This window comes from Mycobacterium kyogaense (assembly GCF_003254575.1).
Taxonomy (GTDB): domain Bacteria; phylum Actinomycetota; class Actinomycetes; order Mycobacteriales; family Mycobacteriaceae; genus Mycobacterium; species Mycobacterium kyogaense.
On the sequence record NZ_QJUA01000047.1, the window covers coordinates 1 to 18,640 of the forward strand.

Consider the following 18,640-nt stretch of genomic DNA (forward strand, 5'->3'; position numbering starts at 1 on the left):
CCGCGGCTACATCGGCGATGGCGACGCCCTCGACATGGAAGTTCACCGATTCCGCATCATCTACAACACCATCCGACCCCACCAAGCACTAGCAGACCACACCCCCAAACAGGCCTACCTCGCCAACCAAAACATGCCACCTTCTTGACTCAAGACACAACTCTGAGCGGTCCGACCGTCGTCATCTGTCAGGACATCGGTGACAGTTCTGCCTCATCACATCGGTGACACTGCAGGGAATCTCGCGAAAGTCGTTCACGAGTTGCGTGCACGCGTGATGTCAGATGGGCCGGCCGCGGCACTGAAGCCTCGGACGCGACGGCCGAAGTCCAGCCCGTCACAACTGGGTGTAGAGGTCAAACAGCGGGCCGTGGCGGTCGCCTCGCACCCGGGGTGACATACGTCGGCAACGACCAAGCACGCGGCCCGCGCCAAGATCGACAACCGTCACCGAAGTCCTGATACACCAACTGTCACCGATGTCCTGAGGCATCACACGGCCCCACGTCAGCTCTCTCGGTGAGAGGCCCGGTTCATCTGGTCGAGCACCACCGTGGCCCGGAAGCCACACAGCACCAGGATGTGCATGATGTAGAGCCACAGCGCCAACGCCGTCACCGCGCCGATGATCGGCAGACCACCGAACGGCGCCGACCACGGGATCGGGATCGCCAGGAACAACACGAAGCCCTGCAGAAAGCCCGACAGAATCGATCCGGTGGCGAACGCGCCGATCGCCAACGCCCGCCACCCGATGCGGCCGGGCCCGATGAGCCCGAAGACCCCGAGCAACGCCGTCGACACGGTCACCCACACGATGTGGAAGGCGACGAACACACCCCACACCAGCGACCATCCGCCGGCTGTGTACAGCGGCCCGACATAGGGCGCCGACAGCAACACCGCCAGCACCAGAAACGGGGCCACCGCCGCCACACCCAACAACCCGGCCCGGCCGCGCCACCCCGTCAGCGAATCCGGTTCCGCGGACATCTGCACGAACGCGCGACGCAGACCCTCCCCGTACAGACTCGCCGGGAACAGCACGACGAGCGCCTGCACCCAGGACATCGACAGCGCCACCCGGGTCAGCGTGCGCAACGCCTCCGGGGTGCCGTGACCGCCGGGCAACCCGTCGATCGCCGCGCCCATCGCCGCGGTGACCGTGTCGTGCCCCGCCAGCGCGCCCACCGCCCACAGCGCCGCCAGCGCCAGTGGCACCAGACCGATGACGCCGAAATAGGTGGCGCCGGCTGCCCACAACGCGAGATCGCTGCCCGGAAACGTCGTTCGGACGCCGGAGGCGAACTGTCGCAATCGACTCACGGCATGTCACCCACGGGTCCCGGGCAGCGCTGGCAGGCTGAAAGCATGGTCTCTGACATACCCGCTGGGCGCGGCTGCGACGACGCGGGGTGGTCAGATCTGCACGGCGGCGTGCAGCCCTCGCGGGTGGTCCGCGGTTGGCTGCGCATCATGCGAGCGCTGTCGGGCGGGCCCGTCTCCCGGATTCCGCCCGACGTCCTGTCGCTGGCCGGCGCACTCGCGCTGGCCGCGGCCTGGGGTGTTGTCGCCGGACCCGGATGGCCGGCGCTCGTCGTCCCACTCGTGCTGGTCGCCGGCGTGTTGGACGGCCTCGACGGCGCGGTCGCGCTGCGCACCGGACGGGCCCGTCCGCTCGGCGCGCTCGTCGACTCGGTTGCCGATCGCATCGGCGATCTGCTGCTCGGCGCGGTGCTCCTGGCGCTGGGTGCCCCGCTCGGCTGGGTGCTCGCCGCGGTGACGTCGGTGCTCCTGCTCGAGTACGTGCGGGCCCGCGCGCAGGCCGTCGGCATGCCGGGTGTCGGCGCGGTCACCGTCGCCGAACGTCCGACCCGCCTGATCGTGGTCGCGATGGCGGCAGGTGCGGTCGCGGTGTTCCCGGGCGGGACGCCGGGGCCGGGCTGGCAGTGGGCCAGCGTCTTCACGATCGTGTGGACCGCGGTCGGCGTGGTCGGGATGGCGCAGCTGCTCAACGGAATCCGCCGGTCGATGCCCGTGTCGTTCCCGCCGGGCCGATGAGTCCCGCGACGATCTCGGCCGACATCAGCACCAGCGGGATGCCGCCGCCCGGATGTGCCGACCCGCCGACCAGGAACAGGCCGGGAATCGGGCTGCGGTTGGCCGGTCGACGCAGCGCGGCCCGTGGACCGTGGGACGCGGTGCCGTAGATCGCCCCGCCGGGAGCGCCGGTACGGCGTTCAAGATCGGCCGGCGTGATGACCTCCGAGAAGCGCAGTCGGGGGCGAACGTTCACGCCGCGCTCGGCGAGGACATCGAGGATTCGCTCGGCGTACCTCTCGGCAAGCCCCGGCGCGTCCCAGTCCACCCCGCCCATCGGGTCATGGGCCGGCGCATTGACCAGTACGAACCAGCCTTCGGTGTCGTCGTCGGGGCGCAGCGCCGGGTCGTCGGGCGCGTGCACGTACACCGTCGGATCCGCGACCGGCGCCGGACGCCTGCCGAAGATCGCATCGAACTCGGCGTCATAGTCGCCGGGGAAGAAGATGCGGTGCGCGGCGCCCGGCTCCCGACCGGACAACCCCAGCATCGTGACGAAACCGGCCATCGAGCGCGGCGTCCGGCGCAACCGCCGGGCGAGCCGCGCCGGCGCAGGGGCCAGCGTCTCGTACAGAACTCTGGCGTCGGCGTCACTGACCACCACATCGGCGGGCACGGTCGTGCCGCCGCAGCGCACGCCGTACACCCGCCCGCCGCCGGTGACCACTGCGTCGACGCGGCAATCGGTCCGGATCTCGACACCGAGCTCGGCGCAGCGTCCGGCGAGCGTCTCGATGATCCGGCGCAGGCCACCCGGGACGTACCAGGCGCCGAACTCCTGCTCGACGAACGACGTGACCGCCAGCACCGACGGGGTGCGCCGCGGGTCGGACCCGGAGTAGGTCGCGTAGCGGTTCAGCCACATCCGCAACCGCGGATCGGCGAACGTGGACCGACCCAGGCCGTCGATCGTGCGCCACGGCGCGACCGCCTTCAGGTCGGCCGGCCGCACGCTCATCCTGGCCAGGGCTGGCAGTGAAATAGGTTGGCGCAGAACAGGTTCTCCGACCAGTTCCCACAGCCGCCGGGCTCGTCCGTGCAGACGCCGCCAGGACTCCCCCGCCTCCTGGCCCAGTGCGTCGTCGATCGCGGTCTGCACCGCTGCCGGGTCGTGAGGCAGCGTCAGCTCGGTGCCGTCGGCGAAGCGGTACGCACACGCCGGGTCGACGCGCTCGACGGCCAGGTCCGACGGGCCGCCGGTGGCGGTGAACAACTCCGTGAGCAGATCCGGCATCGTCAGCAGGGAGGGGCCGGTGTCGAAGGTGAAGCCGTCGCGCTGAACGACCCCCAGCTTGCCGCCGACGGTCCCGGCGGCCTCGCACACCGTGACCTGATGGCCGAGCGCGGCCAACCGTGCCGCTGCGGCCAACCCGCCCAGGCCGGCCCCGATCACGACCACGCGACTCATACGGCTCGGCCCTTCCACCGCAGGGTGCCGCGCCGCCGGCCGAACCACGACGAGATCAACAACCCGAGCAGAGCCACCACCGACGCCGGATGGCCGGCGGCGTCGAGCACATCCCCCGCGCCGCCGCGGCCGCACCAGCGCCGGGCCGGCAACCGGCCGGCGACGGCCGCCACGTAGCCGAGCGCCCCGATCCTCGAACCGGTGAGCGCTGCGGCAGGAGGCAGGACGTACACCAGGCACAGTGCCGCCCCGACGGCCGCGGCACCGGCCGGCGATCCGAACGCGGCCCACAGTGACTTCCGGTAACCCGCGCTCAGTTCGCGTCCGGTGGCATACATCCGGCACGTGGCGACAGCGGAGCCGTCGACGACACCGGTTCGTCCACCGCTGATCCGCACCGCGCGCGCCAGTCCGATGTCGTCGAGCACGGCGTCGCGCACCGCGGCCCAGCCGCCCGCGCAGGACAGCGCGTCCGCCCGCATGGCGAGGAACTGCCCGTTGGCCACCGCCAGGGACGGCCGCCGCGACCGTTCGGCGATCCGCAGCGGCACGGTGGTCAGCCACGACCACGCGAGCAGCGGCTGGACGAGATGGCCCAGGGCGCCTGCGGCCACCTGCCGTGGCCACACGCTGACCAGATCCGGGGCGTGCTGCCTCTGCAGCATCTCGGCGGCCCCCGCGACGGCCGTCGGCGCGAGAACCACATCGGCGTCGACGTAGACCAGGATGTCGCCGCGGGCCGCCTCGGCCAGCTGCGCGCACGCATGTGGCTTGCCCAGCCAGCCGAGCGGCGGCACCGAACCCGTCAGCACCTTCACCCGGGGATCACCACCGGCGGCGCGATGCACCACATCGGCCGTGCCGTCGGTCGACCCGTCGTCGAGCACCAGGATCTCCATGTTCGGCAGGCTCTGCTGCGCGAGAACCGAGCGGATCGTCGCAGCGATGCGGTGCGCCTCGTCGCGGGCCGGGATCAACACCGAGACAGCCGACGCCACCGGTTCCGGGTGATCGCTCGGCCGGCGCAACACCCGCAGATTCACCAATTCGTGCATCGTGCCCACCACGGCGAGCGCCGATCCGAGCGCCGTCGCGGCGCGTAGGATTTCGGCAAGGCGCGCATCGGGCACCTGCAAACTCTACGCAGTTCGGCGGTGGCGCAGCGGCGGCGACACGGGCCGCACGGTCAGACAGACTCTCGAGGCGGAGGTTCGGCGGGTGGCGGTAGCGGTGCCCAGCGCCCACGCTTCGCCGGTGCGCTGGGGACCCGCGGTGTGGGCACTCGTCGCCTCGGCGGTCGTCGTCCAGATCGTCTATCCGCTGATGCCGGAGGCGTGGCGCACCCCGGTGACAGTGTGCAGCGTCGCGATCTTCTTTCTCGCTTCCCTGGCCGACGTCGGGCGCGTGCACGGATTGCGCGGCGCGCTGACGCTGGCAGGCGTGGCAGGCGGAGGCGGCCTCATCGCCGAAGCAGTCGGCGTCGCGAGCGGAATTCCGTTCGGCCGCTACACCTATACCGGCACCCTCGGGCCAGAAGTCCTCGGCGTCCCAGTGATCGTGCCGATGGCCTGGGTGATGATGGCGTGGCCGGCTCTGGTGGTGGGCCGCACCCTGGCCCGGCGGGGCCCCGCCGTCGTGGCCGTGGCCGCGTACGCGCTGACGGCATGGGACGTCTTCCTCGATCCGCAGATGGTCGCGGCGGGCCATTGGCGATGGTTCGACGCCACCTACACGCTGCCGCTGATTCCCGGGATACCGCTGACCAATTACGGCGGCTGGCTCCTGGTCTCCACGGCGATGATGGTGGCCCTGCACCTGCTCCTGCCGTCCGGTGACCACTCGGCGGATTCGAGGCCCGCGTCGGCGCTCTACCTGTGGGTCTATTTCTCGTCAGTGCTGGCGCACGCGGTGTTCTTCGGCTTGCCCGGCTCGGCGATCACCGGCGGACTACTGATGGGGGTGGTCGCGGTGCCTTTCGCGGCCCGGGTGTTCAGCCGGGCCCGCGCAGACCGATCGACGGCAAGGAGCCGCCCTGATGAGTGACGTCATGACCAGTCGCGCTGCGCCGCTGCGCATGCGGCCCCGCCGCCTGGTGGTAGCGGATCCGTTGCAGCCGAAGCAGGTACCCGCCGGCACCGAGGCCGTCGTCGTCGGCGGTGGTATCGCCGGTGTCTCGGCTGCGGTGGTGCTCGCCGAGCGCGGCGTCGCGGTCACTCTGCTCGAGGCGGCCGGCCATCTGGGCGGCCGGTTGGGAGCCTGGCCGGAGCGGCTGCCCGACGGCGCCGAGCAGATCATCGAGCACGGTTTCCACGCCTTCTTCCGGCACTACTACACATGGCGGGCGATCCTGCGGCGTGCCGATCCGGCGCTGTCATTTCTCGCGCCGGTCAAGAGTTATCCGGTGATCTCGGCCGAGTGGCCCGCCGAAGACCTCTCCGGGCTGCCCGCCGCTCCCCCGCTGAACCTGTTGGCTCTCGCGCTGCGGTCCAAGAGCCTGACGCGCCGTGAGCTGCTGCGAGCCGACGCCGACACCGGCCGGGCACTGCTGGCATACGACCGGGCGAGCACGTACACGGACTTCGACGACATCGACGCCGCGGCGTTTCTCGACGGCTTCGGGATGACCGCGCGCAGCCGCAGCATGTTGTTCGAGGCCTTCGCGCGGTCGTTCTTCTGCAATCAGGGTCAGCTCTCAGCAGCCGAGCTGATCGCGATGTTCCATTACTACTTCCTCGGCAACCCCGAAGGCATCGGCTTCGACGTCCCGTCCACCGACTACGCCACGGCGATCTGGTATCCCCTACACCGCCACCTGGACCGCCACGGCGCCGACGTCCAGATGAGTACCGGGTGCGTATCCGTCGAACCGAACGGCCACGGTTGGCGGGTCACCACAACGGCGGGAACCATCGACACCAGGCACGTCATCATGGCGCTCGATCCCGGAGCCCTCAAAGACGTCATGAGTCGATCGCCGGGGACCGCGCAGGCGGCCCCCCGGTTGGTGCAGTCTTGCGAGAACCTCTCCGTGGCACCGCCTTTCGCTGTCAGTCGCATCTGGTACGACCGCGATGTCGCGGCGGACCGGGCACCGTTCAGCGCCGTCAGCGGACAGCCGACGCTCGACTCGATCGCTGTGTACTCGCGTCTGGAAGAGCCGAGCGTGGACTGGGCGCGCGCCACCGGCGGGTCCATCGTCGAACTGCACTCCTACTCGTGCCGCCTGCCCGACGCCGACACCGCCGCCACCGCCCTGCGCAAGGAACTGGCGACCCTGTGGCCCGAGACCGCCACGGCGCGAATCGTGCACACCCATGACCGACTCGAAGCGACCGCGCCCGCGTTCCCACCCGGCTCTGCCGGCACCCGGCCCACGGTGCGCACCGACGCACGAGGCCTGCGGGTGGCCGGCGACTACGTCGACACCCCCTACCTGTCCGGGCTCATGGAACGCTCGGCGATGTCGGGCGTGCTGGCCGCCAACGACGTACTCACCGAACTCGGCGTGGCCGTCGAACCGATCCTCGGCGTGCCCCAGCGTGGCCTTCTCGCGGGCGTGCCGAGAATTGGTGGAAAGGCACCGGCCACACGCTGACCGCTGACGTCAGCCGCCGAGTTCTGTGATGGCGGTGTCCAGCGCCGCGGCCTGGGCCGCCAGTTCACTGTCATCGAGGTCGGCCTCCCCTCCGGTGCGCTCGAGCAGATCCGCCCGCGAGATCACCTCGAGCGCGCCGCGGTAGTCATCACCTTCGATGTCGGCGCCCGAGATCACCTCGACGCGGCCCGCGATCAGCACCAGGACCGCATCGGAGTCAGCAGCCAGCAGCTCGTGTACGTGTTCGCTCGTCACCGTCATGGCGATCGGATGCCCTGGCGAAATGTGACGAAACCTTCACACCCGTAACACCGATACGTCACGTGACGAAGTAGTCGACGCGGGTGCGATGTAAAGCAACGGCATCGCCTCGGCTTGCATGCCGACCGCTGACAGTTCCCGGGACGCGCGCCGCAGGGCGCGCGGTGGAGAGGACGGCACACGAACACATGAGGTATCTGCTCGCATTCAGACGTCGGCTGCTCGCCGGCGCGATGGTGGCGCTGCTGCTGCCAGGGCTCGTCGCAGTTGTCGGCGGATCCGCAACCGCCGCGGCCTACTCTCGGCCGGGCCTGCCCGTCGAGACGCTGATGGTTCCGTCGGCGGCCATGGGTCGCGACATTCCGGTCAAGTTCCAGGGCGGCGGCCCCAAGGCGGTCTATCTGCTCGACGGGCTACGCGCCCGCGACGACAACAGCGGCTGGGACATCGAGACCGCGGCGTTCGAGAACTACTACGAATCCGGCCTCTCGGTGGTCATGCCCGTCGGCGGCATGTCCAGCTTCTACACCAACTGGCAAGGCCCGGCGGTCGGTAACGGCACCACGTACAACTATCAGTGGGAGACCTTCCTGACCTCGGAGCTGCCCGCCTACCTGGCGGCCAACAAGGGCATCTCGCCCAGCGGCAACGCTGTCGTCGGTCTGTCGATGTCAGGCAGTGCCGCACTGATCCTCGCCGCATATCACCCCGGCCAATTCAGTTACGCCGCATCGCTGTCCGGGTTCTTGAACCTGTCACAGGGGCTGTGGCCGACGCTGGTCGGCTTCGCGATGCGTGACGCAGGCGGGTTCGACGCCACCGCGATGTGGGGCCCCGGCGGAGGGCCGGCATGGCAGCGCAACGATCCGACGCTGCAGGCGGGGCGGCTGGTCGCCAACGGCACGCGGCTGTGGATCTACACCGGCAACGGACGGCCCGGTGACCTCGGCGGCGGCGGTGACATCCCCGGTCAGGTGCTGGAGGGCATCACCGGCGACAGCAACCGGGCGTTCCAGAAGGCCTACGTCGGTGACGGTGGCCGCAACGCGACGTTCAACTTCCCGGCCAACGGCACTCACGGCTGGGGCTACTGGGGCGCGCAGTTGAACGCCATGAAGCCCGACATCCAGCGCACTCTGGGAGCCTGAGGCGCAGATCCACAATCAGGACCGGCCGCAACGGGAAACCATTGCGGCCGGTTCATTTCATTCGGGCCCTTCCACCGGAGCCTCCCACCGGGCGCGGCGTTCATCGGCGGACTGTTCCCACCACGGCGGCGAACCTCGTTCGCCCAGAGCCACTTTGGATGCCTGCACGCCCGCGCGCGCAGCGGCTTCCTGCGGTGTTCCCAGCGTGCGCCGCACCTCGCGGCGCCACGCCATCAGGATGTGGGTCAGCTCGTCTCGGCGGGGTTTCGGGATAGCGGGGTCGGTGGCTCGCCACCTCCTGCCCTTGATGACGACGTAGTGCCCGTCGTCGTCGGTGCTCATGACAGCAGACCGCCGCGGACCCGTGGGATCCGCGGCGGCCATCGCATCGTGCTCGGTCGATCAGTAGGTCGGAACGAAGACGCCATTCAGCCACACACCCCAGTGCTGCCAGCCCTCATCCCACACCTGCGGATTGCCGGCGGCCCAGGTCGGGTCGACCGGCTTCGGCGGGGCCGAGGCCGGTGCGGTACCGGCGTCGGGGCCGGCGGGCGGGACCGGCGGCGGCGTCCAGCCCGGTTGTGCGGCGGCAGAACCGGCGACACCCAGGGCGCCCGCGGTGAGGCCGCCGAACACGGCTGCGCTGGCAAGAACGTGAGTCAACTTCATCGGTGTAACTCCCCTTTCGGGCCTGGCCGGCCCTCCGACACTGAGTACGGCTGATTACTAGCCTCTCCCCGCCGCGGTTAAACGCCTGGTGTGGCAGACCTCACAGGATGCACCTGCTTCACTGGAGCGATGTCCGACCGGCTGCGCACAGAACTGGAGACCATCGCAGACGGGCCAGGACCGCACGCCGGTGTCGCCCGCGTCGCACTGGACGAGGGGCCACTCGAGCGTCGACTGGAGGCTGCGATCTGCGCTCTGGCAGGTCACCGCGGCGCAGGCAGCAGCACCTGCCCGTCAGATGCGGCCCGCGCGGTCGGCGGCGCGGACTGGCGAACCGCCATGGATGCCGCCCGCGACATCTCCCGCAGCCTCGCGCGCCGCGGCCTCGTGCAGATCACCCAGCGCGGTGAGGTTCTCGATCCTGGCGGCGAGTGGCGCGGCCCGATCCGCATCCGGGCGGCCGACCTACCATGACGGCGTGTCCGAGGACGATCGGCTCCGGTGGGAGGAGCGCTACCGGTCGCTACCCCCGCTCCGCGTCGACGAGAGCGGGCTGCCGACCTCGTTCCGCCCTTTCGCCGACCTGGTGCCTTGCTCCGGTACGGCGCTCGAGCTCGCGTGCGGGCGTGGCACCGCCGCCGTGTGGCTGGCGCAGCACGGACTGACGGTTCGTGCCTACGACGTGTCCTCCGCCGCGGTGGAGGCGGCGCGGGCGCTGGCCGCTTCCGCCGGCTGCCTGCAGCGTTGCCACATCACGGTCGCCGATCTCGACGATGGCCTGCCGCCCGGCGACGCCGTGGACGTGTTGCTGTGCAACATGTTTCGCGCGCCCGCGCTGTACGAGGCGATGGTCGATCGGGTGGCGCGCGGCGGGCTGCTCGCCGTCAGCGTGCTCAGCGAGGTCGGTGCAGCCCCGGGCCGGTATCGGGCACCGGCCGGCGAACTCACCCGTGCGTTCGCCGATCTCGACGTGATCGCCACCGGTGAGGGCGACGGTCGGGCGTGGCTACTGGGCCGGCGCTGATCACCCGCGGGAACGACGGGGCCGTAGCGCTCCCCACGCCCCGACGCCGATACCGGCCACCGCGCCGCCGAGTCCGATCAGCCGCTGCGAGCGACTCAGATGATCGTGCACACTCATCCCGCCGAGCAGATCGGCCGCGTCGGCGCCGCCCGAGGCGAGGAACCAGCCGCGAGTATCGCGCCCCGACACCGCCGCGGAAACCAGCAGCGCGCCGATCAGCGCATCGCGATAGCCCATCGAGCGCAGCAGCAACCGCGCGGTCGGAGGCGGATCTGCCGGATCGCCCCAGAAGCGGTTCGCCCGCAGCGGGTCGACCAGAAACCAGACGCCCGAGGTGAGACGTATGCCGCCTGCGACGACGGCGGCGCGGTCGAGTGTTCGGCGCGTCATGCGGCGGCCCACCTGGCCGCCGCGTCCAGCTCCGCGAGCGGGAAGAGCGCGACCTCGCCGGGAACCATCCACGCGAAGGCGTGCAGCGCATGCACCACCCAGTCCTTGTCGGTGACCACGGCGATGCGGCGGAACGCACCGTGATGATGCATCACCACATCGAGCCCCAGCCGAAGATCCTGCGCCAGACCACCCGGCCCGAATCCCTCGTAGTCATCGGCCACGACCTCGACGAGCCGAATCTCCCCCGCCGCCAGCATCTGCTCGAGCCGGGGCTGCACGTGACGCAGTTCTGCACCGTCGAGGCGGCCCGACACCCGGAATCCCACCACGCCCGGCGGCAGGTCCGAGAGAAACTCGATCACAGTTGGCAGTGTGGCACGTGCGGCGTCCCGCCGGGTGCATTCACCGTTTGTGGCATCAATTCTGGCGCGGCAGAAGCTCTTTGACGAACCTGTCCAGGAAGCCCGCCGTGCCGGCCGAGCCGAGCGGGCGGATGACGAACTTCGTCAGGCCCGCGTCGATGTAGCCGTCGAGCATCGCGTGCAGCGCAGGCCAGTCGGGGGCGACCAATTCCGCAGGATCGACATCGGGCCGTCGCGCCCGGACCGCCGCCTGCACCGAGCTCGGAAGGTCGCCGGTGCCGACCGCCACGTTGATGCCGAAGTGGTCGTCGGGAACGCGCCGCCCGGCTTTCTCTGCGGCCGCGCGGATCTCCATAAGTGCAGCGCGCGTCTCCTCAGGGGTGAGGAAGCTACCCAACCACCCGTCGGCGTGGGTACCGATGCGTCGATACCCCGCCGGCGACGACCCGCCGAGCCATACGTCGACTGGCTCAGCAGGTTTCGGCGCGATCTCGACGTCGCGAACCGAGAAGAACTCCCCGGAGAACGAGACGACGTCCTCGCGCAGCACACGTCGCAGCAGGATCAGCGACTCGTCGAACACCGCGCCGCGCTTGCCGTCGGGAACGACGAAGAGGTCACGCTCGACCGGTAGCGCCGAGCGCAAGCCGAACACCGGCAGCACCCGCTTGGGAGCCAGCGCTGCGATCGACAGCAACTGCTTGGCGACCAGCACCGGATGACGGCCGGGCAGGACCGCCACCGACGTCCCCACCTTGAGGTGCCGGGTACGGGCCAGGGCGAACGACATGCCGACCGTCGGATCGATCGCCGGTGAGTACACCAATTCGGAAAACCACAGGGAATCGACCCCCTCGTCCTCGAGACGGTCGACGACATCCGGCAACGCCTCCGGGCCCACATCGGTGCCCATGCTGACTCCGAACCGCACCTTCATTGTCAGGTCTCCTCCCGTCGGCAGTCCCTCACCAGGATGCGTCACCGAATGAACTGAGAGGATGGCGGCGTGGCAGAACGCGTGAAGTTCCCCAGCAGCAGCGGTCCGGCACTGGCCGGACTGATCGACGCACCAGAAGGCGAGGTCCGTGGCTGGGGCGTCTTCGCGCACGGGTTCACACTGGGCAAGGACTGCCCGGCGGCCAGCCGCATGTGCAAGCAACTGGCCGGCGAAGGCATCGGGATGCTGCGCTTCGACAATCTCGGCCTCGGCCATTCCGAAGGTGACTGGGGTGACGGATCGTTCTCCCACAAGGTCGCCGACACCGTGCGCGCGGTCGAGTTCATGAACGACAGCGAGCGCGAGGTGCGGCTGCTGGTCGGCCACTCCTTCGGCGGATCGGCCGCCATCGCGGCCGCCCATGAGTGCCCGACGGTGACGGCGGTTGCCAGTGTCGGTGCCCCGTTCCAACCGGCTCACGTAGAACACATCTACGACGCGCTGGTCGAACGCATCGAATCCGACGGTGAGGCATCGCTTCTCATCGGCGGCAAGGCGCTGACCCTGCGACGGCACTTCATCGAGGACGTCCGCAACGCCGACCTACGGGAGCGGATCAAGACCCTGAAACGTGCGCTGCTGGTCATGCATTCGCCCACCGACAACACCGTCGGCATCGGCAACGCCAGCGACATCTTCCGTGCCGCACGGCATCCCCGCAGTTTCGTCTCTCTGGAGGGTGCCGACCACCTTCTGACCGAGAAGAACCAGGCGGCCCGTGCCGCACGGATCATCAGCGCCTGGGCCGACCCCTACCTCTGAGCGTGGTCGCGGGCGGGCGGCGCGCATCACGCCGCCCGCCCGCGCCGCGGTCAGTCCTCGGAACCGCCCTTGGCCGAGGAGCCGCTCTTGGCGCTCGACGTGGAGGTCGACCCGGTCTTCGACTCGGTCTTCGATTCAGTCTTCGTTTCGGTGGCCTTCGGCTTCTTGGTGAGGCTGTCGGTCACCTTCGAGACGGTGGTGTTGATCGAGTCCCGCACCTGCTTGATCGTGGTGCTGGTGGCAGTGGGTTTACGGTGCTTGCCGCCCGACGTGGTGCTCGTGCTCTCGGTCGTGTCCGACGCAGCTTCTGTCGTGTCCGCCGCGGCGGGGGTCTCGGTGGCCGTGTCGTCTGCCTTCTCGACGGACTTCGTGGCTGTCGTGGTCTCGGGCGCGGCGGTCTTCTCACCGGCCGCGAGCGTCGTCGTGGTCGAGGCGTCGGGGTCGGTGAACACCGGCCCCGGGATCGGCTTGTTCTCCGGGTTGGGCACGAACGGCGCGCACACTGCGCACTGCGTGCCCAGGACGAACGGATTGAAGTCGGTGTTGAGGCCGTTCCCGAGGCTGGTCAGGCTGCCCGCGACGAATTGCGGTGTCACCGGCTTGATCTCGGAGAAGTCGGGTGTCTTGGTCAGGCTGTTGTAGAAGCTGGTGAACGGTGCGGTCGCGTCGAGTTTGACGGTCTGGCCGGACCAGGGCACCTCGGGGCCGTCTTCGTCCTTGACGTAGCACTGGCCGTCGGCGCTGCAGGTGATGCCGGCCCGCGTCTCGGGATAGGTGTAGCCATCGGGCGAAAACAGCGCGACCACATGACGAAGGTCGAACATTTTGCTGAGAATGGCTTCGGGATGATCACACGCCCCGGGGCCGGTTCCCGTGCACCCCGTGTCCATCGGTAGCTGCGAGGCTGCGATCGCGGCCACCATGTTGCCCAGCGGCACCGACAGTGCCGGGAACGGCACGAGCACGTTGGTCAACGCCTGGTACCGCGACGGATCCGCCGGGTCGGTGCCCAGGATGTTGGTCTGGCTGTACACCCACCAGTTCCCGGTGTAACGCAGGTTGCGGCCGAGGCCGACGACGCTGCCCTCCGGCTGGGTCAGCGTCACTCCCTCGTAGGTGGGCTGGAAGCTGAAGTCACCGTTGGGATCAGAGCCGAGTGCGACGTCACCCTCGCCCAACGCGTTGAAGAAGTTGTACGGCGTATTCGCCAGTGCGATAAACAGGTTCGCCGGAATGTTGAGAATGTTCGTGCTGTCGGTCGTGGTGGCGAACGTCGTCGCCGACGGAATCCCGGCCGGTGTCGCGCACAGGGCGCTCGCGCTGCCCGCGGCGCAGCTCTGCGTGGCGGCCACGAGCCCCACGTCGTAGCTCTTCATCTGCAGGTCGAGGTTCGGGGTGACCGGCGTCGCGGAGATGACTCCAGCCCCCATCAGGGCTACGCCGGCGGTGACATAAGAACGTGCGGTAGTGCGCATGACGCGACCCTCCAAGTTGCTGTGTGTGGCCCCGACCGCGAGAAACGTATCCAGAATGTGATGAATTGTCCACTGAAACGCAAGGAAATGTTGTCACCTATACATTTGCTGACGGGTACGTCAGTTAATTAGGGCTCAAATATGAGCAAATCGTGACGCCATTCAGAGCCGCGGGGCGGTGCGTAGGCTCCCCAACCGTGCACATCGTCGAGATCCACGTGGCGCCCGGGCGGCGCATCCCGACACGGTCAGTGCAGTCGGTGACCGCAGACGAGGGCAAGGGGCTGGTGGGCGACCGCTACCACGGAACCCGCCACCGGCACGTGACACTCCAGTCTCGCGAAGCGCTCGATGCCGCCGCCGCTCAACTCGGTCGGCCCGTGGACGCCGGCGCGACCCGCCGCAACATCACCGTCGACAGCGGTGACATCCCGACCAAGCCCGGCACCCGCATCCGGATCGGAGATGTCGACCTCGAAGTGGTACGGCTCAGCGCGCCGTGCAGGCTGCTCGACGACTGGATCGGCCCCGGCGCGGCAGCCGCGATGTCCCGGCGCGGTGGGTCCGTCTGCCGGCTGTTGAGCTCAGGCACGCTGCGCGTCGGCGACGAGGTGACGATCCTGCCCTCCTAGCCTGTCAGCTGCCGTCGCCGCCCACCTCGGCAGGCAACGGGGGCGGCAAGGGCGTGCTCGAGGTCTTCGGTGCCTGCGTCGCGGCGGCGGAGCCGGGTCGGTGGAAGTCCAGCATCTCCTCGTCGCGGATGACCTTCTCGCCGGCGCTGATGACCAACGCGTCGGAGGTCACCATGTACTCGATTCCGTCCTGGGCCGCGGTGAACGCGCCGTCGGCGGACTGGGAGGCCGGGGCGATCAGTTTGGCGCCGTCGCGGACCCGCACTCCCCGGTATTCGAGGTCGCCGTCCGCGCTCTTGCAGATCGCCACGCGAGAACCCGAGGTGCTGCCGAACACGACGACGGTCGCCGGGGCCGCGCACCGGGCGGTGGAGTCGACGTACCCCTGACTGTCCGACGCAGGGGCCGAAGAGGCCGACGGCGCGGCCGCGAGCAGGGCCGCAGCGGCGGCGGTGGTGGCCAGAACCGCACGCGCAAGGGTGCTGGGAGGAAAAGACATCGCCTTCCACCAGACCACGTGCGCGCTCATCACGCCAACGAGGACGGCGGATCGTCGGCGCATCGTTGGTTCATCGAGACCGGACCGTAATACCCGGCGGCTGCGCGGCGATGAACCATCGTGACCACTTCTGGCGCCGCGGCGCGACTGGCAGTCGCGCTCACGGCGATGCTCGCGGCGCTCCTCGGCGTGGCCCCGAGCGCGCAGGCGGCCCCTCCCCTTGTGGCGAAGGACTTCTCGAAGCCGGCGATCGTCATCCTGGGCTACGGGCTCAAGGACAACGGCACGATGCGGCCCATCCTCTACACCCGTGTGCTCACCGGGCTCGCCGTGGCGCAGATGTTTCCGCAGTCACCGGTGATCGTGACCGGCGGCAACCCGCACAACGGGCGGACAGAGGCCGGCGAGATGCGCAAGACCCTGCGCGTTCTGGGGCTTCCGGACGACAGGATCATCGTCGAGGATCGAGCCAACAGCACTGTGCAGAATGCGCAGTTCTCGGTGCCGCTGGCCCGCGACGCCGGCACGTCGGGGATCATCCTGGTGACCTCCTCGTCGCACCAGGACCGGGCCGACGGCAATTTCGCCGATGCCGGTGGCAATGTGCTTGCCACGGTGAGCTTTCCGGACAGCAACCCGAAGACCAACGTCACGCAGTTCGTCAGGGATGTCCTGAGTCCCTTCGTCTCTGTCACCTAGTCGGTGGCAGTGACCTGATCGAAGGCGCCTGCGAGGTAGGCGTCCCGGCAGGCGCGACGGGCCAACTTGCCACTGGTGGTGCGTGGAATCGCGCCGGCCGGGACCACCCGCACGTCGCTCACCGGCGCCTGATTGTGTTGCAGCACAGCGGCCGTGACGGCCTCGGTGGCGGCCCCCGGGTCGCTGCGGCCGAGTCCCGTCGCGCGCTCGGCGATGATCACGAGACGATCGCCGGGAATCGCGAACGCGGCGACGTATCCACGTCGCACCATCGGAGAGGCATCCGCGGCGGTCGCCTCCAGATCCAGCGGTGAATAGCGCTGTTCGCCGAGCACGACGACATCGGCGATGCGGCCGACGACATACAGTTCGCCGTCGAGATAGAAACCCAGATCGCCCGTGCGAAGCCATGTTCGGCTGAGATCGGCGCCGGTCGCGTGACTACCCGTGGCAAGGGTGGACGCCAGGTGCGCGCCGAATGCGCGGCGGGTCTCGTCGACGCGGTTCCAATACCCGCGGCCGACGTTGTCACCCTGCACCCACGGCTCCCCGACGCGTCCGTCGGGGACCTCGCCGGCGGTGTCCGGGTCGACGATCACGCACCACTGGCTCCGGGCCACCTGCCCGCATGACACGTGCGTCACCGCCCGCTCTTCGTCGGCTGGAACCGGGATCGCGACGCCGCGGGCCAGCTCGTAGCGATCGACGGCGAGAGCGCGGGGAGCGGCTGTGGGCGCGGTCGTCGCGACGAGCAGCGTCGCCTCGGCGATCCCGTAGGAGGGCTTGAAAGCCGTGGCGGGCAGGCCGAACCCGGAGAACGCCGAGGTGAAGGCGTCCATGGCAGCACGGCTGACCGGTTCGGATCCGATGATCAGCACGACGTTGGCCAGGTCGACGTCCGAGCCGGCGGCCGGTACGCCCCGCGCCGCGGTCCACTCGTAGGCGAAGTTGGGCGCGGCGGTGACCACGCGGCCGGTCGCAGACCCCGCCGAGAGCGCCTCCACCCAGCGAAGGGGCCTGCGCAGGAAGGCAGTCGGCGACAGCAGTGTCGAATGGCCGCCGTAGACGGCGGGAAACCCGATCATCGACAAACCCATGTCGTGGTAGAGCGGCAACCAGCTGACCCCGTGGGTGTTGCGGTCCAGCAGGTCGATCGACAGGATCATCTGCACCAGATTGGTGCCGACCGCCCGGTGGGTGATCTCGACACCGACCGGCGCGCGGGTGGCCCCGCCGGTGTACTGCAGGTGTGAGACGTCGTCGACCCCGATGCTCGTCGGGACGAACTCGGTTGCCGCGCTGTCGGGTACGTCGTCGATGGTGATGATCGCGGGCCGGTCCAGTCCCGTCATCTGGTCCAGGAACGCGACCACCGATTCCCGTGCCGCCCGGGTCGTCAGGACGGTGGTCGGGCGGGAATCGTGCAGTGCCACATCGAGACGTTCTGCGTGGCCGGGTAACTCGGGCGCGAACAGCGGAACGGCGACCGTGCCGGCCTTGACCGCGCCGAAGAATCCGGTGATGTAGTCGAGTCCCTGGGGGGCCAGGACGGCCACCCGCTCCCCCGCGGCGGTCACGCGCTGGAGTTGCGCGGCGATCGCAGCCATCCTCACACCGAGCGTGCTCCAGGTGATTTCGCGGACCTGCATGGCGGGGCCGGAGAAATCCAGGTACCGGTAGGCCACCTCGTCGCCGACGTGTGCGACGTTGCGGTTGATCAGCGAGACGAATGTGATGTCGTCGGGGAGGTCGATACTGCCGTCAGGAGCCAGACAGTCCTCGATCTGCAGCAAGCCCGCCTCGATCGGGACGGACCGTCCGGGTCGAAGGCTCATGCCGGTATCCTAGGCGTCCTGCCTGCGGGTACGAATCCCTCTGTCGCGCAATCGGTCAGGCGATGATGCGGACCAGGTAGGGGGCCATGTCCTTGGTACGCACCTGCGAGACGGCGACGCCGGAGTCGGTGGTCTCGACCATCTTCCCGTTGCCGATGAACAGGGCGACGCTCTGGGTGCCGTCCGGACCGTAGAACAGCAGGTCACCGGGAAGTGCCAGCGACGGCATCACCTTCTGGCCGACCTTGTACATCTCGCCCGACGAGCGCGGCAGCTTCACGCCCACTCCGGCGTAGGAGTAGACCATCAGGCCGGAGGCGTCGAAGCCCACCACCTCGACCCGGGGCGCCGGCGTCGGGGTGGTGGCGGCGGGCAGATTGAGCCCGGGTGTGGTCAGGTCCAGTGCCGAAGCGTCGGCCGCAGCCTGATCGGGGACTGCGGGATCGGCGGGCGCGGCGGCCGTGCCCTTGCTGGGCCCGGACGCGCCGCCGCCGCCGTAGGCGAAGGGCACGCCACGCTGTGACAGCGCGCGGGCGATGACGACTTCCACGGCTTTCTGGTTCGTGGCTGAGCGCGTCGGCTGAGCCGCTGCCAGGCCGGGCGCCCCGACCGCCAGCGCAAGACTCAGCGCCAGCCCGAGAACTCCGACGACAAACCCACGAACCGCTCGCATGACACTTTCACCGCTTTCCGAGGTGTCAGCGCCAGGGATGGCACTGATCACATTGATAACAACAGTCACTATGACCACTTCTACACCACCTGAGCGGGTGTTTTTACG

At 69.3% G+C, this 18,640-nt stretch carries 22 protein-coding genes; 9 read left to right on the forward strand and 13 right to left on the reverse strand.

Features of this window, described 5'->3' with window-relative positions; all coding sequences use genetic code 11:
- Positions 1 to 507: 507 nt before the first annotated feature.
- The gene (locus DMB80_RS23775) at positions 508 to 1,326 is read right to left on the reverse strand and encodes a YihY/virulence factor BrkB family protein (protein ID WP_111512118.1); all 819 of its coding nucleotides are present in this window, start codon (positions 1,324 to 1,326) and stop codon (positions 508 to 510) included.
- A 45-nt stretch (positions 1,327 to 1,371) separates the two neighbouring features.
- Between DMB80_RS23775 and DMB80_RS23780 the strand changes: the two genes are divergently transcribed.
- Positions 1,372 to 2,061 (forward strand): CDP-alcohol phosphatidyltransferase family protein, encoded by a 690-nt coding sequence (locus tag DMB80_RS23780; protein WP_111512119.1) that lies wholly within the window; start codon positions 1,372 to 1,374, stop codon positions 2,059 to 2,061.
- Here the strand turns inward: DMB80_RS23780 and DMB80_RS23785 are convergent.
- Positions 2,012 to 3,508 (reverse strand): phytoene desaturase family protein, encoded by a 1,497-nt coding sequence (locus DMB80_RS23785; protein WP_111512120.1) that lies wholly within the window; start codon positions 3,506 to 3,508, stop codon positions 2,012 to 2,014. The genes DMB80_RS23780 and DMB80_RS23785 overlap by 50 nt on opposite strands.
- A complete protein-coding gene (locus DMB80_RS23790) occupies positions 3,505 to 4,638 on the reverse strand; it encodes a glycosyltransferase family 2 protein (RefSeq protein WP_240431361.1) in 1,134 nt (377 codons plus the stop codon). The genes DMB80_RS23785 and DMB80_RS23790 overlap by 4 nt, the downstream gene beginning before the upstream one ends.
- Positions 4,639 to 4,726: 88 nt before the next feature.
- Between DMB80_RS23790 and DMB80_RS23795 the strand changes: the two genes are divergently transcribed.
- On the forward strand, positions 4,727 to 5,551 hold the full coding sequence (locus DMB80_RS23795; protein ID WP_240431362.1) for a carotenoid biosynthesis protein: 825 nt from the start codon (positions 4,727 to 4,729) through the stop codon (positions 5,549 to 5,551).
- Positions 5,544 to 7,103 (forward strand): FAD-dependent oxidoreductase, encoded by a 1,560-nt coding sequence (locus DMB80_RS23800; protein WP_121497471.1) that lies wholly within the window; start codon positions 5,544 to 5,546, stop codon positions 7,101 to 7,103. Before DMB80_RS23795 ends, DMB80_RS23800 begins: the two co-directional genes overlap by 8 nt.
- 9 nt (positions 7,104 to 7,112) lie before the next feature.
- Here the strand turns inward: DMB80_RS23800 and DMB80_RS23805 are convergent, their stop codons facing one another.
- Positions 7,113 to 7,364 (reverse strand): hypothetical protein, encoded by a 252-nt coding sequence (locus DMB80_RS23805; RefSeq protein WP_111512121.1) that lies wholly within the window; start codon positions 7,362 to 7,364, stop codon positions 7,113 to 7,115.
- Positions 7,365 to 7,552: 188 nt separating this feature from the next.
- Here DMB80_RS23805 and DMB80_RS23810 point away from each other — a divergent pair, with 188 nt between their 5' ends.
- Positions 7,553 to 8,512 carry an esterase family protein gene (locus tag DMB80_RS23810; RefSeq protein WP_111512147.1) on the forward strand — a complete coding sequence of 320 codons (960 nt, stop codon included), beginning with the start codon at positions 7,553 to 7,555 and terminating at the stop codon, positions 8,510 to 8,512.
- Between the two features lie 57 nt (positions 8,513 to 8,569).
- On the opposite strand, the gene DMB80_RS23815 is transcribed toward DMB80_RS23810, so the two are convergent.
- Together DMB80_RS23815 and DMB80_RS23820 are read right to left on the reverse strand one after the other, a co-directional pair.
- On the reverse strand, positions 8,570 to 8,854 hold the full coding sequence (locus tag DMB80_RS23815; protein ID WP_111512148.1) for a hypothetical protein: 285 nt from the start codon (positions 8,852 to 8,854) through the stop codon (positions 8,570 to 8,572).
- A gap of 60 nt (positions 8,855 to 8,914) precedes the next feature.
- The gene (locus tag DMB80_RS23820; protein WP_046364217.1) at positions 8,915 to 9,181 is read right to left on the reverse strand and encodes a hypothetical protein; all 267 of its coding nucleotides are present in this window, start codon (positions 9,179 to 9,181) and stop codon (positions 8,915 to 8,917) included.
- Positions 9,182 to 9,310: 129 nt separating this feature from the next.
- Here DMB80_RS23820 and DMB80_RS23825 point away from each other — a divergent pair, with 129 nt between their 5' ends.
- Together DMB80_RS23825 and DMB80_RS23830 are read left to right on the forward strand one after the other, a co-directional pair.
- Positions 9,311 to 9,655, forward strand: coding sequence for a DUF3253 domain-containing protein (locus DMB80_RS23825; protein ID WP_111512122.1), 345 nt, complete (start codon positions 9,311 to 9,313; stop codon positions 9,653 to 9,655).
- A gap of 4 nt (positions 9,656 to 9,659) precedes the next feature.
- Entirely contained in the window at positions 9,660 to 10,205 is a 546-nt protein-coding gene (locus tag DMB80_RS23830) for a methyltransferase domain-containing protein (RefSeq protein WP_111512123.1), read from the forward strand.
- Here the strand turns inward: DMB80_RS23830 and DMB80_RS23835 are convergent, their stop codons facing one another.
- From DMB80_RS23835 to DMB80_RS23845, 3 genes are read right to left on the reverse strand one after another with little or no spacing between them, the layout of a single operon-like run.
- Positions 10,206 to 10,595, reverse strand: a complete 390-nt coding sequence (locus DMB80_RS23835) for a DUF4267 domain-containing protein (protein WP_111512149.1) — start codon at positions 10,593 to 10,595, stop codon at positions 10,206 to 10,208.
- Positions 10,592 to 10,960: a SpoIIAA family protein gene (locus DMB80_RS23840; RefSeq protein ID WP_111512124.1), complete on the reverse strand. Its 369-nt coding sequence runs from the start codon at positions 10,958 to 10,960 to the stop codon at positions 10,592 to 10,594. Before DMB80_RS23840 ends, DMB80_RS23835 begins: the two co-directional genes overlap by 4 nt.
- A 55-nt stretch (positions 10,961 to 11,015) precedes the next feature.
- The gene (locus DMB80_RS23845; RefSeq protein WP_111512125.1) at positions 11,016 to 11,897 is read right to left on the reverse strand and encodes a TIGR03854 family LLM class F420-dependent oxidoreductase; all 882 of its coding nucleotides are present in this window, start codon (positions 11,895 to 11,897) and stop codon (positions 11,016 to 11,018) included.
- A gap of 69 nt (positions 11,898 to 11,966) precedes the next feature.
- On the opposite strand from DMB80_RS23845, the gene DMB80_RS23850 reads away from it, so the two are divergent.
- On the forward strand, positions 11,967 to 12,719 hold the full coding sequence (locus DMB80_RS23850) for an alpha/beta hydrolase family protein (RefSeq protein WP_111512126.1): 753 nt from the start codon (positions 11,967 to 11,969) through the stop codon (positions 12,717 to 12,719).
- Between the two features lie 50 nt (positions 12,720 to 12,769).
- Here DMB80_RS23850 and DMB80_RS23855 read toward each other — a convergent pair whose 3' ends face one another.
- The gene (locus DMB80_RS23855) at positions 12,770 to 14,194 is read right to left on the reverse strand and encodes a hypothetical protein (protein ID WP_111512127.1); all 1,425 of its coding nucleotides are present in this window, start codon (positions 14,192 to 14,194) and stop codon (positions 12,770 to 12,772) included.
- Positions 14,195 to 14,391: 197 nt separating this feature from the next.
- On the opposite strand from DMB80_RS23855, the gene DMB80_RS23860 reads away from it, so the two are divergent.
- Complete coding sequence (locus tag DMB80_RS23860) at positions 14,392 to 14,826, forward strand: MOSC domain-containing protein (protein WP_111512128.1); 435 nt, start codon at positions 14,392 to 14,394, stop codon at positions 14,824 to 14,826.
- 4 nt (positions 14,827 to 14,830) lie between these two features.
- Here the strand turns inward: DMB80_RS23860 and DMB80_RS23865 are convergent, their stop codons facing one another.
- A complete protein-coding gene (locus DMB80_RS23865; protein ID WP_111512150.1) occupies positions 14,831 to 15,325 on the reverse strand; it encodes a hypothetical protein in 495 nt (164 codons plus the stop codon).
- A 168-nt stretch (positions 15,326 to 15,493) separates the two neighbouring features.
- On the opposite strand from DMB80_RS23865, the gene DMB80_RS23870 reads away from it, so the two are divergent.
- Positions 15,494 to 16,024 carry a YdcF family protein gene (locus DMB80_RS23870; RefSeq protein WP_111512151.1) on the forward strand — a complete coding sequence of 177 codons (531 nt, stop codon included), beginning with the start codon at positions 15,494 to 15,496 and terminating at the stop codon, positions 16,022 to 16,024.
- Here the strand turns inward: DMB80_RS23870 and DMB80_RS23875 are convergent.
- Together DMB80_RS23875 and ripD are read right to left on the reverse strand one after the other, a co-directional pair.
- A complete protein-coding gene (locus DMB80_RS23875) occupies positions 16,021 to 17,859 on the reverse strand; it encodes a fatty acyl-AMP ligase (protein WP_111512129.1) in 1,839 nt (612 codons plus the stop codon). The genes DMB80_RS23870 and DMB80_RS23875 overlap by 4 nt on opposite strands.
- 55 nt (positions 17,860 to 17,914) lie before the next feature.
- Positions 17,915 to 18,532 carry an NlpC/P60 family peptidoglycan-binding protein RipD gene (ripD, locus tag DMB80_RS23880; RefSeq protein WP_111512130.1) on the reverse strand — a complete coding sequence of 206 codons (618 nt, stop codon included), beginning with the start codon at positions 18,530 to 18,532 and terminating at the stop codon, positions 17,915 to 17,917.
- Between the last annotated feature and the right edge of the window lie 108 nt (positions 18,533 to 18,640).

Coding starts and splice junctions, on each gene's coding strand:
- DMB80_RS23845 (WP_111512125.1), bottom strand. CDS start 11,897: ATGAAGGTGCGGTTCGGAGTCAGCATGGGCACCGATGTGGGCCCGGAG.
- DMB80_RS23875 (WP_111512129.1), bottom strand. CDS start 17,859: ATGAGCCTTCGACCCGGACGGTCCGTCCCGATCGAGGCGGGCTTGCTG.
- DMB80_RS23820 (WP_046364217.1), bottom strand. CDS start 9,181: ATGAAGTTGACTCACGTTCTTGCCAGCGCAGCCGTGTTCGGCGGCCTC.
- DMB80_RS23810 (WP_111512147.1), top strand. CDS start 7,553: ATGAGGTATCTGCTCGCATTCAGACGTCGGCTGCTCGCCGGCGCGATG.
- DMB80_RS23815 (WP_111512148.1), bottom strand. CDS start 8,854: ATGAGCACCGACGACGACGGGCACTACGTCGTCATCAAGGGCAGGAGG.
- DMB80_RS23865 (WP_111512150.1), bottom strand. CDS start 15,325: ATGTCTTTTCCTCCCAGCACCCTTGCGCGTGCGGTTCTGGCCACCACC.
- DMB80_RS23855 (WP_111512127.1), bottom strand. CDS start 14,194: ATGCGCACTACCGCACGTTCTTATGTCACCGCCGGCGTAGCCCTGATG.
- DMB80_RS23800 (WP_121497471.1), top strand. CDS start 5,544: ATGAGTGACGTCATGACCAGTCGCGCTGCGCCGCTGCGCATGCGGCCC.
- DMB80_RS23805 (WP_111512121.1), bottom strand. CDS start 7,364: ATGACGGTGACGAGCGAACACGTACACGAGCTGCTGGCTGCTGACTCC.
- DMB80_RS23870 (WP_111512151.1), top strand. CDS start 15,494: ATGCTCGCGGCGCTCCTCGGCGTGGCCCCGAGCGCGCAGGCGGCCCCT.
- DMB80_RS23780 (WP_111512119.1), top strand. CDS start 1,372: ATGGTCTCTGACATACCCGCTGGGCGCGGCTGCGACGACGCGGGGTGG.
- DMB80_RS23825 (WP_111512122.1), top strand. CDS start 9,311: ATGTCCGACCGGCTGCGCACAGAACTGGAGACCATCGCAGACGGGCCA.
- ripD (WP_111512130.1), bottom strand. CDS start 18,532: ATGCGAGCGGTTCGTGGGTTTGTCGTCGGAGTTCTCGGGCTGGCGCTG.
- DMB80_RS23785 (WP_111512120.1), bottom strand. CDS start 3,508: ATGAGTCGCGTGGTCGTGATCGGGGCCGGCCTGGGCGGGTTGGCCGCA.
- DMB80_RS23835 (WP_111512149.1), bottom strand. CDS start 10,595: ATGACGCGCCGAACACTCGACCGCGCCGCCGTCGTCGCAGGCGGCATA.